The following is a 12,115-nucleotide window of genomic DNA, read 5'->3' as shown; positions in this document are numbered from 1 at the left end:
TTTGCTAGCCATCGGACGGGTTCCAGCCCGCTCCACATCGATTAAATAGAGGCGGGAGAGATGATCATGAAGAAGGTTTGGACAGTAGCGATCGCGGCAATGCTGGTGCTGACCGCATGCGGCCAGAAGGGCAATGTCGAAAGCAATACGGGTGGTGCCGCGAATACGGGCGCGGCCGAGAATACGAATGCGGGCACGGAGCAGAAAACGCTGGTGCTCGGCACGAGCGCGGACTACGCGCCATACGAGTTCCACAAAACGGTTGACGGCAAAGACGCGATCGTCGGCTTCGATATCGAGATCGCCAAGGAAATCGCCAAGGATATGAACGCCAAGCTGGAAATCAAGGACATGGATTTTGACGGCCTGCTGCTGTCGCTCGATACGGGCAAAGTCGATTTCGTCATCTCGGGCATGACGCCGACCGAGGAGCGCGCCAAAGCCGTCGACTTCTCGAAGATCTACTATTTGGCCGATCAAGGCGTGCTCGCCAAAAAAGGAAACGAAGGAAGCTTCAACACGCTGGACGATCTGAAAGGCAAAAAAATCGGCGTCCAAAAAGGTTCGATCCAAGAAGGAATCGCCAAGGAAATCGAAGGCGCCAAGCTGACTTCGATCGCCAAGATTCCGGAACTGATCCTGGAGCTGAATTCCGGCCGCGTGGACGCTCTGATTCTGGAGAAGCCGGTTGCCGACCAGTACGTCAAAGCACAGGATACGGTCGCGCTGACGAACGTGAAGATCGAGCAGTCCGCCGACGAAGCAGGTTCCGCCATCGCCATCAAGAAAGGCAACAAGGAGCTTGTCGATTCCGTCAACAAAACGATCGACCGTCTGAAGGAAAGCGGAGAGATCGACCGCTTCGTCGTCGAAGCCAATGAACTGGTCGGAAAATAAGGGACGGATGGTGCGAATAAAATGAATCTCGATTTTTCCGCACTCAACGGATACTGGTCTTACTTTGTGGACGGAGCCTGGCTTACGCTCCGTCTTTCCGTTTTGGGAGTGCTGTTCGGCACTGTCTTCGGCGTATTGCTTGCCCTTGTCCGCCTTTCCCGGATCTGGGTGCTCAAATTCCTTGCGGTAACGTACATCGAGATCATCCGCGGCACCCCGATGCTCGTGCAGATTCTGATCATCTACTACGCGCTGCCTACGGTCGGCATCAACCTGCCGGCGTTCGTCGCAGGCGTCGTCGCCTTGACGATCAACAGCGCCGCTTATATGGCGGAAGTATTCAGGGCGGGCATCCAGGCCATCGACAAAGGCCAGACCGAAGCGGCCCGCTCCCTCGGGATGTCCCGCGGCATGACGATGCGGCTCATCGTGCTGCCGCAGGCTTTCCGCAACATGCTGCCGGCCATCGGCAACGAGCTTATCGTCATCATCAAGGATTCCTCGCTGATTTCGGTCGTCGGCCTCGCCGAGCTGCTGTATAACGCCCGGACGATCCAGGGCGTGACGTTCCGCTCGTTCGAGCCGCTTTTGGTCGCAGGCGGCATCTACTTCATCATGACCTTCACGCTGTCCCGCTTGCTTATCTTGCTTGAGAGGAGGATGGGCCAGCGATGATCGAAATTCAAGAACTGCGCAAATCGTTCGGCAAGAACGAGGTGCTGAAGGGCATCAACGCGAACATCAGCAAGGGCGAGGTCGTAGCCGTCATCGGCCCGAGCGGCTCCGGCAAGAGCACGTTCCTGCGCTGCCTGAACCGGCTCGAGGAGCCGACCGGCGGCATGATCCGCTTCGAGGGCCGCGATGTGACGGGCGCCCAGAAGGATCTGAACTCCATCCGCCAGAAGATGGGCATGGTGTTCCAGCACTTCAACCTGTTTCCGCATATGTCGGTTCTGGACAACCTGACGGTATCCCCGCGCAAGGTGAAGGGGCTCGGCAAGGAAGAAGCCGAGAAGATCGCGCTGGAGCTGCTGCGGACGGTCGGTCTCGAGGACAAGCGCGATGCTCGTCCCGACAGCCTGTCCGGCGGCCAGAAGCAGCGCATCGCCATCGCCCGCGCGCTCGCCATGCAGCCGGATGTCATGCTCTTCGACGAGCCGACATCCGCGCTGGACCCCGAGATGGTCGGGGAGGTGCTCGACGTCATGAAGAAGCTCGCCCAGCAGGGCATGACGATGATCATCGTCACCCATGAGATGGGCTTTGCCCGCGAAGTCGCCGACCGCCTGATCTTCATGGACGGCGGTTATATTGTAGAGGAAGGCAATCCCCGCGAGGTGTTTGCCGCTCCGCAGCATGAGCGCACGCGCGAATTCCTTTCCAAAGTGCTGTAGAACCCGGCCTGCAATGAGCCGAACCTTGAAAGCCCCCGGGCCTTCAAGGTTTTTTTTGCATTCCCGCCAATCGGTCCATGTTCTGCACCCTGCTCCTGCCGCATAGTTCATTAGAAAGGATGGCCTGATCGGGAGAGGTGGAGGAAGCATGACAGGAAACATCGAGAGCTGGCTTCGCTGCGCCGCGGCGCGGATGACCTCGAAATTCAGGCATTGCGTCTGGTGTTCCACGGAAGCATCCGGCACCGATGCCGTGTTGGAGAGGCTGAAGGAAGCGGCGATTCCATTCCGGCTGCAAGAGCTAAGCTACGATCAGGGACTGCTTGGATGCAGCCTTACCGAGTACCGGTTCTATGTGGCCAGCAAGGACCGGGAAAAGGCGATTGTAAAGCTCCGGGCCTGATCCGAATGAAGCGGATGCAAGGATGCTTCCTTGTTTTTCGTATATGGGAAAATGAAGGACATGCTCTAATGAGGCGGAGATCGCGATGCTCCTGCGGCGGTCATTGGATTTCGGAAGGAGTTCAGGCATGGCGGGAAGCGGCGATGCGGCGGGAACAACGGCAGCTGGAAGGAGGCTCCTGTCACGCCGACGGTCGAGAAAGGCGTATGCGGGGTCGATTTCGCGACGGACAAAGATCTCATGGAGGGACTTATCGGCGTATACGTGGATTCCGACCTGAAGATCGTCGGATGGGCGGGGCGGGAGTAAGGCCGGGCTGAATGTGGAATGCGAAGGGCGCCTACTTGATGTGATGGACGGCTCTGCTGGCGGAGCTGTCCTTTTTGACTTGCCGCGGCCATTTTGAAAAGCCTCGATTGGATTCTAATTCTGCTTCAGTACCGATTTCAGCTCTATGATTTGTTCAATATGCCGCCGCTCATGCAGATGCAGCAGCTCCACCCATTGATCCAGAGGCAGATCGCCGAAGCGGGGATGATGCACGGCTGCTTCCTTCAACACGGATTTATCCTCGATCGAATCCAGAAATGCCAAGAAATTTGACCTGGCGCCGTTCAATTGCTGGACGATTTGCGGAATTTGAAAGGGGCCATCATCGGGCTCTGAAACCTTGGGGGCTGGAAATTTGATGGAGCGATCGGACACGATTTCGATGGGCTGCCGCTGTGGTCGGGATTGCTGCTCTTGGCGCAGGCCGAATGCAAGGGCTTTTTGGAACAAGATTTCCGTCTTCAACAAATGCTGGCAAATTTGAGCGATGCTCCACGCATGGTTTTCCGCGATCTCATTGAACTCGTCTTCGGTCAGAGCTGAAATTTCCTGCAGCAGCAGCTCTCTTGCTGCGTTCAGACCAGGTTTGCTATCCTCCATCCCCTATCGCCTCCATAAACTGACGGTTCTTTCAGCCATTATATATCAAGGTATTAGGACTTAGTACTAATATCGAGGGCTGCCTGTCCGAGGAATGCCCGGCCGTTTTTCCCTGTCCATACGGCGGGCCTTCTTGCTTGCGTCCATTGATAAAAATCCCAAATTTCGCAACATTTCCATCGGACCTGCGTTTTATTCTAAGTGCGATAAGCGATTCGGCCGTTCTTTACCGATTAGAATCAAAGGAGACCCGATCCATGAAACCGATGAAATGGCTGCTCATGCTTTCCTTGTTATTGCTTCCTGTGTACGGCGGCAGCGCGAATGCCAGTCCTCAGGACGGTGCCCAGACGCTCGTTCTGACCAAAAACAGCACAAAAATGATGATCAACGGCGCACCTTACAACGCGGTGCAGCCGCTTACGATCAGCAAGGACTACTCCTACGCCGCCTTCAGCTCGCTCGCCAAGCTGTACGGCTATCAAGTCTCGTACGATGCCAAGACGAAGGAATCCATCGCCATCAGCGCCAAGGGCGAGATCCGGTTCAAGATGAACACGAAGGATATCCTGGTCAACGGGACGAAATGGACGGGAGAAGCGCCCGCCTACTCCTTGAAAGGATCGCTCATGATTCCGATCCGGACCTGGGCGCTCATATCCGAGAGCAAGATCGCCTTCTCCGGCAAGACGGTCACGCTGACCTGGCAGCAGTCGATGCCCAGCGCGGCCTTCCAGGTGACGCCGCAGCCGCTGTACGCTGGCGATCCCGTGCAGTACATGGACCAGTACTCCTCTCCTGCCGGCTTGCCAATGCAAAATGAGGAGTGGACCGGCCGCCAGGATGTATTCGCCGTGGCGGGGACGTATACGGTCACAAGGCGGGTCCAGGATTCCGCAGGCACCTGGAGCGACCCGTACTCGGTGACTGTGCAGGTCCTTCCGGTGAACATGCCGCCGGTGGCGGACTTCTCGACCGACAAGACGGTCTACCGTCAAGGCGAGCAGGTTCAGTTCACGGATCTCAGCACGGACGACAACAACGCGATCGATCCGGCCAAGACGAAATGGACCGGGCGCCAGCTGGGCTATTTCGAGCCGGGAGAAAAGACGATCGCGCTGAGCGTAACGGATACGCAAGGCCTCACCTCGACTGTGAGCAAGACGATCACCATTACGGACGAAGTGCTCTATAACGAGACCGAGTTCGGCATGCTGTATACCCCTGTCGGAGAGAAGTACAAGGTGGACGGCGGGGCCGTGCTCAGCATTCCGACTTTGTCTTATGATTTTCAGTCGGAGCCGTCGCGGATGATCCGCAGCAACAGCCCGGAGCTGTGGAAGCAGGAAGGCATCGCATACGACGACCAGTTCTCGGGCAACATCCGCTTCCTCTTCCACAACAAGAATACGCTCAGCTACAATGTCCGCATGTACCTCGTCGTGACGAACGAAGGCAATATGCCGGCGAACTTCAGTGTCGGAGCGGTCGGCACCGGCGGACCGGATCCATCCGAGATCCGCACCGGCAAACTCTCTACGGTGCGTTACCTGAGTGCATTGCAGGCCAATGGCGCAGCGGTGACGACACAGGTAAGGCCGGGGCAGTCGGTCAAAGTGCTGCCGCAAATATCGGAGTCGGCGATCAAGCCGGGAATGGTGTACTCGGCCTATGCGGATGTCGCCGCCGACCAGACGCTGCGCTTCCGCGTCGTCGTTGTCGCGGACGGCAAGGATCCGCTGCAGAACCTGGATTTCCTGGACCTGATGCCGGCTGACGGAATTCACACGCGGGGCTCTTTCAACAATACGACCCGCGACATCCAGATCGACGGCGTCCTCGGCACGAAGGAAGAGCGCGTCGTGCTCGGCGACAACGTGCTGGATCCCTATCTGGACGGCTATGACAACACGACCGGAACGCTGCAGTACAATGTCGGCAATTTCGGCGTGCTGTACAAAATGAAAGTGACTTTGGCGCCGCGCACGATCGTCTCTCTCAATCCACGGGGAGGGTTGTACGCGGGAGGCTTCCTCGTCAACGGGCAGCTGGTGCCGGTCACGAACAATGACCAGTTGAAGGATCAGAACGAAGCGGCCGTCATCTACCGATCCGGCAACACGCAGGAAACGGTGGAGCTTGTCTACATGATCGCCTCCGGCAGCAACCTGCCGATTACGATGATGTTCCAGCCGATGCCGGCTGTGAAAGGCTGAGCCAGCTGGATTCACGTTCATCCAAGGTTTGATCCAAGCGTAATAAACCGTCCGGTTTTCCGGACGGTTTATTTTGCTTCTTTGGATATAAAGAGGGGAGAGCGAATATCGCCAGCTCGAAGCGGCTGGATGTACGGGATGCAAGGCTCCCGGCGATTTTCATCTGGCTGTGAGGACGGCAGCAGGCGTAATAATGCCTGCCTGCTATTGCCTGGCAAGTCTCCGGGCGGCTTACGTCAGAGGCCTACGTTACGCGCTTGCTGTCTTTCATTTTTACGGCCATGCGGTAAGCGTCCAGGCTTGCTTGCAGGAAGGCTTGTTCATCGGCAGACAGCGCCTGCAGTCCGCCGGTCAACGAATCGGAACCGGCGGCCGCCTTCAGTCCGAGCAGATCGTCAGAGGGGACATCGAACAGCCGGCAGAGGCGGGCAAGCATCCGCAGATCCGGTTCGTTCACGTTGTTCTCGTATTGGGATACAGTCGACTTGGCGATTCCGAGCACGTCGGCCAGCTGCTGCTGCGTCCATCCGCGAAGAAGCCGCAGCTCCCGGAGCCGGCTTCCGATAGCCGGCTCCGGAGCGGAGACGGGGTGGTCAGGCTTGGACATGACGCAATCATTCCTCCGATCGAAAAAAGGCGGCCGGGGAGACGGAGGCAACTGAAATGTGTCGCTGCAGATTGAAATCATTCTTCCGATCGCTGTTGTCCCCAGATTTCTCTGATTTCTGCCGCTTTTAACGGTTGAAATCCGGGGACAAAGGCGACCACATCCGTTTCTCCAGAACGATTTCGCGCCTTACGCTACTTTTCCAGTGGCCTCGGAGAGACGGCCGCTCGCTTTTCTATTGTACCGGAGAACAGGCAGACTTGCGACTGCATGCGGCAATGGATCGGCATGCTCCGCCTTCATGCTTTTTCCGGCGGCGGGCGGATCCGGCCCGGCTGAGAGGGGCTATTTCCCGCCTTCGCCCGGAAGGCTCGGGGAAGGACACCAGCCGATCGGATCCATGCACATGGCGTCGACGAATCCGGGCTCCTGCAGCGCGAGCGCGCGGAAGTAGCTGCTCAGCACATGATTCCCCGATATGCCGCCGCCTTTGAAATCAAGCTCGCTCGGATGGCGGACATGCGAGTAATAATAGATCGTCTTGGTCCGCGGATCCTGATAGACGAGCGGAGGGAGGTGAACGACGATATCGTCCTTGTTGGCGATGCGGAAGCTTTGCGGAACCGCTTTGTTGTAAGCGTCGACGAATTCCGGATTCCCGACACGGGGGGCTGCGAACGTATACACGACGGGAGCGGAGAAACCGCTGTTCTCCGCGAGATCGACCGCCGCCAGGACGGCGAGCGCGCCGCCGAGGCTGTGCCCGGTTACGAACAGCGGATTGCCGGGCGGAACTTCGCCCAGCAGCTCCATGACTTGCGGCCTTGCGCTGCGGTACAGTTCCGTGAATCCGCGGTGAGTAGCCCCGCCTCCGGGGATGAGATCGAAGTCCACTTGATCGGCCATGAAGTCGGTGATCCATTCCAAGGTGGAGCTGGTGCCGCGGAAAGCGAGAATGGAAGTGCGGGCCGACTTCGCGACGAATCCGAACGGCTGGGAATACCCGTTCAAGCCTCCGGCTTGGAAGGTGCCGACAAGCTCATATTCCTCCGGAAGCCGGATTGTTCCCATGCTTTGGAGCTGCATATAAGTCTGCCCGCACATCGCCGCGAGAAACAGGGCAGTACGGGGATCCATCTCCGGGGAGGCGCTGCTCAGATTGACCTCTCTGCTCACGCTTCCAACTCCTTTGCCGCTGTATGCTTGTGTATGCATTATATGCGGACGGTCAAGGATATGCGCCTATGGACGGGGGCTGTGAGCGGATAATAGCGCAAGAGCGGCTGCCATGGGATTGAAGTCCGGAAGGACCTCCCGTGCTTCTGATGGGTCTACAGATGCTCGATCAGATCTCCGGCGATCAGGGAGGCCGGGGAGCGGCGTGCGGCGGCGGCGCGGTCTCCCGCCGCTCCATGGCGCCAGACGCCGAGAGCGGCTGCGGCTGCAGGGCTCTTCCCTTGGGCGAGCAGGCCGCCGATGATGCCTGCCAGCACGTCGCCGGTGCCGCCGGTCGCCATGCCCGCATTGCCGGTCGGATTCACGAAGCAGGTCCCGTCCGGAGCCGCGATGACGGTGCGGACTCCTTTCAGAACAAGCGTGACCCCATGCTCGGAGGCATATCGGCGAGCTGCTTCGATGCGGTTCCGCTGCACTTCCGGCGTAGACAATCCGGTCAGCCGGGCCATCTCGCCGGGATGAGGGGTGAGGACGACGCCGCCCTGGCGGCGGGGCCAGGAAGCGAAGTCCTTTTCTGCGGCGAGCTGGTTCAGCGCATCGGCATCCAGCACGATCGGCAGCGATTCCGGCAGAGCTTCCCACAGCCGGCGCAGCCAGCCGGAAGGAAGCTTGCCGAGGCCAGGGCCGATGACGAGCGAGTCCATCCGGGCAGCGGCGGAGGCGAGCTCGACGGGATCGACATCCTGCCAGCCGCCGGTGCCGCCATCCTCTAGAGCAGCCAGCATGAGCTCCGGCCGCAGGCCGATGACGGCTTCCGCCATGCGGTCCGGCAGCGCCCAGGTGACGAGACCGGCTCCTGAGCGCAGGGCGGCGGTCGCGCAGAGCAAGCCGGCGCCGCTCATAAGCCTGCTTCCTGCCGCGGACAGCACATGGCCGTACGTCCCTTTGTTGCTGTCGGCCTCGCGTCGGTCATCCGACTCCTCGCCCAGCACATTCCGCAGCACCGGTTCCGATAGCATATGGACCGCTGGCAAGCCCATAGCTGCAGGATCGAGAGAGGCGCCGATCGGAGCGACGAGGACGGCGCCGGCCATTCCGGCGCCTGGATATTGAGCCAGGCCGATCTTGGCAAGGCCGAAGGCAACGGTAGCCGAAGCCTGGATGCAAGGATCCGATACGGCGCCTGTATCCGGTTCGACGCCGCTCGGCAGATCGGCTGAGATGATCGGCAAGCCGCTGCCGTTGGCTTCGCGGATCAGCGAGGCGAAGGGCTCGCGGAGCGGGCCGGAGACCGTACCGGTTCCGAGCAGGGCATCGACGATGCCTCCGAACCCGTTCCATTCGATTGCGCCCGGCGCGTAGACTTGTTCATCCGGCTGCAGGGCGCCCGGAAGCTTGTGCAGCAGCTTGCGCTGGCGGACGGCTTCTTCGTCCAGCTGCTCCGGAGGAGCGGAATAGATGATGCGGACCGGCAATCCGAGAAGCGCCAGATGCCTGGCCGCCGCCAAGCCGTCGCCGCCGTTGCGGCCTTTGCCCGTCAAGACGGCCCATGGCCGCATCCCGCCGCGGTGGCCTTTGTTTATCGCATTTTTCTCTGACCAGCGGCTGGAGCCTGCGCCTATGTCCGGATTTCCCGGCAAGCGCAGGGCATACGGTCCTTCAAGCTCATGGCCGAGGGCGAATCGGCATACCGCCTCGGCCAATGCGCGGCCAGCGTTCTCCATCAGGGTCGCCGCCGTCAGGAGACCTCCTTCCATCGCTTTTTCTTCCAGGCGGCGCATTTGCTGCGCGGTTGCGAGATTCATGGTCATCCCTTCCTTCTAAATGTTGCTGCTTCTATAGCTGTCTTACCCTCGTTCGGATTCCTTCAATAGAATCCTTGTTCCGGCACGCAAAAAAAGCCCCCGCTTCCCGAGGGAAGCGAAAGCTTTCCAGCGTAGGCTCGTCCGGGATCGGACGAGCTCCGGCTTGCCGCTTAATCTGTCCGAGCCTCCCCGTTAAGGGGTTGTTCTCCGGCCCGTAATGAGCGAGATGACGAACAGGATCAGGAAGATGAAGAAGAGGACCTTGGCGATGCCTGCCGCTGCGCCGACGATGCCGCCGAAACCGAAGATTGCCGCCACGATGGCGATGACAAGGAAAATAACTGCCCATTTTAACATGAGATTCACCGTACCCTTCTTAGGTTAGTTTACGGATTCGACAGCCGGGCAGGACTTGATGCCTGCCCTTCTGTCAAACCCGCCGGACGACTGTGCCGTCCGCTGTTGTAGCAGTATTAACCGAGCCTGCAGGGGCCGAAACAACAGAGGGCAAGCCTAAATTTTCCTACATCTAGTACGAGATATAACAAGAGATCAAGGCGGGAGGCGCGATATCCATCTTCGGAGGCAAGGATGGATATCTCCTTCAGCATGGGAGGGAACGGAGGCAGCCACGGATAGGAGAGAAGAAGCAAACGGCTTGATTGGATCGGCGGCCTGACGGGTAAAGACGTAAAAATCAAGCGGGCAGTCGCATGACCGCCAAGGAGGAAATGAAATGAGCATGATCTTGGAGATCAGCGTACTGGTTATCGCCCTTTCAATCGCCGTTCTCGTCGGATTTCTGGTTCAGACGCTGCGCAAAGCCCAGCATTCGCTGGAAGCGGCAAGCGGAGCGATCCGCGAGGTGCAAGGGGCCGTCAAGGAATGGAAGGGCGATGTGGATGCCCTCGTCGTGAGCGTCAAGGATTTGACCAACCAGGTCAACCATCAGATCGATGCCGTCGATCCATTGATGGCTTCGGTTCGCGAAGTCGGCAAGACGGTCCACGAAGTGGCGTCGGCCGCGCGGGAGTTCTCCTCCGGCTGGACCAGCAAGCTGCGCCGCAAGGCGCATGAGTCGGCCGTCCATTCTCAGCTGGAAGAAGGCGCGGCAAGCGCGGCGGCAGCATCCGAGAAGTCTCTCAGCGGCGCGGCTGCCGCCTATGCCGGAACGGCGGTCCCGCTGCGGTCCGGTACGCCGGCGACGGGAGAACGCCCACGCAAGGTGCCCGTTCTTGCGGATGAAGCTTCTTCTTCTCCGGCATGGGTAGGCTGGCTGGATGTAGGCATTCAAGCGGCGCGTCTGCTTCGTGCAGGCAAGAGCAAGGCGTAAGCAAGCGGCTGGTCGGCGGAAGGCTTCCGCCGGCTGGACTTTATCGGCAACATGGGCTACCATAAGGACAGAAAAAAAGGCGGCAGGGGGATAAACCTTCCTGCTTTTGCCATGATTTCCGGGGAGATTACATTAACATGCGCATAGTAGTAGTAGACGACAACGCGATGAATATAACGGTCGTTCAGGAAATGCTCAAGCGGGCCGGATACAGGGATATCCGGGCAGCCTCCTCGGGTATGGAGCTGTTCTCGATTCTCGGCTTGTCCGAGAATGGAGAAGAGATGAGCGAAGTCGCGCCTGATCCCGGCGTCGATCTGATCCTTCTGGATATGATGATGCCCCGCATCGACGGCATCGCGGCATGCCTGGCCGTTCAGGCATCGGAGCGGCTGAGGGATATCCCTGTCATCATGGTGACCGCCATGGGAGACTCCAAGAAGCTGGCCGAGGCGCTGGATGCCGGCGCGATCGATTACGTCACCAAGCCGATCAACCGGATCGAGCTGCTCGCCCGAATCCGCGTGGCGCTGCGGCTCAAGCAGGAGAAGGATTGGCATAAGGAGCGCGACAGGCGGATCCGGGAGGAGCTTCAGCTCGCCAAGGAAGTGCAGTCGGCCGCATTGCCTGCCCGTCTAGAGGAAAGCGGCATCCAGATCGACGCGCTCTATCAGCCATCCGAGGAGCTTTCCGGAGACCTCTATGCCTGGAACCGGATCGATGAGAACCGCTACGGCATCGCCGTCATCGATGCGATGGGCCACGGGATCTCCTCCTCTCTCGTCTGCATGTTCATCGCTTCCGTCCTGCGAGACGCGATGGTAACGAGAGTAGAGCCGGTCAGCGTCATGGAGGAGCTCAACCGGCGGGCGCTGCAGCTGCAGTTCGCCGATCAGCTCATCCAGTATTACTTCACGGCTCTCTATCTTGTCGTGGACCTGGCCAGCGGCACCGTCGAGTATGTCAATGCGGGGCACCCGCCTGGCATCCTGGTCCGCTGTGATGCCGGCCTCCCGCTGGAGAGACTGTCCGGCGGCGGCATGGCGGTCGGAATGTTCGAGGACGTCGCCTTCACCAAGCATGTCCTGAAGCTGCAGCCGGGCGATCAGCTGCTGCTGTTCACCGACGGCCTGATCGAGCTCGTCAGCGGCCCGGAAGAGAGCCGGCTGGATACGCTGCTGGACCATCTGGCCGGCACGGTGCGCCATACCGGATCCCTACAGGATCTGGTGGGCGGAGAGGAAGGACTGGATCGGCCCGATGACTGCTGTCTGGTCCGGATTCAGATCAGCTGAAGGCGCTTGGCTGACGATCCAATGAAAAAGGCTGCAGGCCTGTCATCCGCGGATGACGA

12 protein-coding genes are annotated in these 12,115 nt (G+C 59.4%); 7 read left to right on the top strand and 5 right to left on the bottom strand.

Translation table 11 applies throughout. The features are described 5' to 3' along the window. The first annotated feature begins 66 nt into the window (after positions 1–66). The 4 genes from AC06G8_RS18160 to AC06G8_RS18145 all read left to right on the top strand — a co-directional run bounded on the left by AC06G8_RS18160 (position 67) and on the right by AC06G8_RS18145 (position 2,694). Positions 67–897, top strand: a complete 831-nt coding sequence (locus AC06G8_RS18160) for an ABC transporter substrate-binding protein (protein WP_447664987.1) — start codon at positions 67–69, stop codon at positions 895–897. Positions 898–918: 21 nt separating this feature from the next. Further along, complete coding sequence (locus AC06G8_RS18155; RefSeq protein ID WP_447664986.1) at positions 919–1,572, top strand: amino acid ABC transporter permease; 654 nt, start codon at positions 919–921, stop codon at positions 1,570–1,572. Continuing rightward, positions 1,569–2,291: an amino acid ABC transporter ATP-binding protein gene (locus tag AC06G8_RS18150; RefSeq protein ID WP_480283475.1), complete on the top strand. Its 723-nt coding sequence runs from the start codon at positions 1,569–1,571 to the stop codon at positions 2,289–2,291. Before AC06G8_RS18155 ends, AC06G8_RS18150 begins: the two co-directional genes overlap by 4 nt. A gap of 148 nt (positions 2,292–2,439) precedes the next feature. Then, a complete protein-coding gene (locus tag AC06G8_RS18145) occupies positions 2,440–2,694 on the top strand; it encodes a hypothetical protein (RefSeq protein ID WP_447664984.1) in 255 nt (84 codons plus the stop codon). A 423-nt stretch (positions 2,695–3,117) separates the two neighbouring features. On the opposite strand, the gene AC06G8_RS18140 is transcribed toward AC06G8_RS18145, so the two are convergent. Beyond that, positions 3,118–3,624, bottom strand: a complete 507-nt coding sequence (locus tag AC06G8_RS18140) for a DinB family protein (RefSeq protein ID WP_480283474.1) — start codon at positions 3,622–3,624, stop codon at positions 3,118–3,120. 257 nt (positions 3,625–3,881) lie between these two features. On the opposite strand from AC06G8_RS18140, the gene AC06G8_RS18135 reads away from it, so the two are divergent. Continuing rightward, a complete protein-coding gene (locus AC06G8_RS18135; RefSeq protein WP_447664981.1) occupies positions 3,882–5,840 on the top strand; it encodes a stalk domain-containing protein in 1,959 nt (652 codons plus the stop codon). 244 nt (positions 5,841–6,084) lie between these two features. Here AC06G8_RS18135 and AC06G8_RS18130 read toward each other — a convergent pair whose 3' ends face one another. The 4 genes from AC06G8_RS18130 to AC06G8_RS18115 all read right to left on the bottom strand — a co-directional run bounded on the left by AC06G8_RS18130 (position 6,085) and on the right by AC06G8_RS18115 (position 9,785). Continuing rightward, complete coding sequence (locus AC06G8_RS18130) at positions 6,085–6,447, bottom strand: helix-turn-helix domain-containing protein (protein ID WP_480283473.1); 363 nt, start codon at positions 6,445–6,447, stop codon at positions 6,085–6,087. 345 nt (positions 6,448–6,792) lie between these two features. Then, positions 6,793–7,623, bottom strand: a complete 831-nt coding sequence (locus tag AC06G8_RS18125; protein ID WP_480283472.1) for a lipase family protein — start codon at positions 7,621–7,623, stop codon at positions 6,793–6,795. Between the two features lie 155 nt (positions 7,624–7,778). Beyond that, positions 7,779–9,428 carry an NAD(P)H-hydrate dehydratase gene (locus tag AC06G8_RS18120; protein ID WP_480283471.1) on the bottom strand — a complete coding sequence of 550 codons (1,650 nt, stop codon included), beginning with the start codon at positions 9,426–9,428 and terminating at the stop codon, positions 7,779–7,781. A 192-nt stretch (positions 9,429–9,620) separates the two neighbouring features. Continuing rightward, the gene (locus AC06G8_RS18115; RefSeq protein ID WP_447665021.1) at positions 9,621–9,785 is read right to left on the bottom strand and encodes a DUF1328 domain-containing protein; all 165 of its coding nucleotides are present in this window, start codon (positions 9,783–9,785) and stop codon (positions 9,621–9,623) included. A 379-nt stretch (positions 9,786–10,164) separates the two neighbouring features. Here AC06G8_RS18115 and AC06G8_RS18110 point away from each other — a divergent pair, with 379 nt between their 5' ends. Further along, a complete protein-coding gene (locus AC06G8_RS18110; protein ID WP_480283470.1) occupies positions 10,165–10,761 on the top strand; it encodes a DUF948 domain-containing protein in 597 nt (198 codons plus the stop codon). Between the two features lie 137 nt (positions 10,762–10,898). Then, positions 10,899–12,056 (top strand): PP2C family protein-serine/threonine phosphatase, encoded by a 1,158-nt coding sequence (locus tag AC06G8_RS18105; RefSeq protein ID WP_480283469.1) that lies wholly within the window; start codon positions 10,899–10,901, stop codon positions 12,054–12,056. Positions 12,057–12,115 lie beyond the last annotated feature (59 nt).

Source organism: Paenibacillus sp. SJS-P3 (assembly GCF_056711585.1).
Note: the sequence above shows the minus strand (reverse complement) of the source record. Positions and strands in the feature narration are given on the sequence as shown.

Coding starts and splice junctions, on each gene's coding strand:
- AC06G8_RS18145 (WP_447664984.1), top strand. CDS start 2,440: ATGACAGGAAACATCGAGAGCTGGCTTCGCTGCGCCGCGGCGCGGATG.
- AC06G8_RS18120 (WP_480283471.1), bottom strand. CDS start 9,428: ATGAATCTCGCAACCGCGCAGCAAATGCGCCGCCTGGAAGAAAAAGCG.
- AC06G8_RS18135 (WP_447664981.1), top strand. CDS start 3,882: ATGAAACCGATGAAATGGCTGCTCATGCTTTCCTTGTTATTGCTTCCT.
- AC06G8_RS18115 (WP_447665021.1), bottom strand. CDS start 9,785: ATGTTAAAATGGGCAGTTATTTTCCTTGTCATCGCCATCGTGGCGGCA.
- AC06G8_RS18160 (WP_447664987.1), top strand. CDS start 67: ATGAAGAAGGTTTGGACAGTAGCGATCGCGGCAATGCTGGTGCTGACC.
- AC06G8_RS18155 (WP_447664986.1), top strand. CDS start 919: ATGAATCTCGATTTTTCCGCACTCAACGGATACTGGTCTTACTTTGTG.
- AC06G8_RS18150 (WP_480283475.1), top strand. CDS start 1,569: ATGATCGAAATTCAAGAACTGCGCAAATCGTTCGGCAAGAACGAGGTG.
- AC06G8_RS18130 (WP_480283473.1), bottom strand. CDS start 6,447: ATGTCCAAGCCTGACCACCCCGTCTCCGCTCCGGAGCCGGCTATCGGA.
- AC06G8_RS18140 (WP_480283474.1), bottom strand. CDS start 3,624: ATGGAGGATAGCAAACCTGGTCTGAACGCAGCAAGAGAGCTGCTGCTG.
- AC06G8_RS18105 (WP_480283469.1), top strand. CDS start 10,899: ATGCGCATAGTAGTAGTAGACGACAACGCGATGAATATAACGGTCGTT.
- AC06G8_RS18110 (WP_480283470.1), top strand. CDS start 10,165: ATGAGCATGATCTTGGAGATCAGCGTACTGGTTATCGCCCTTTCAATC.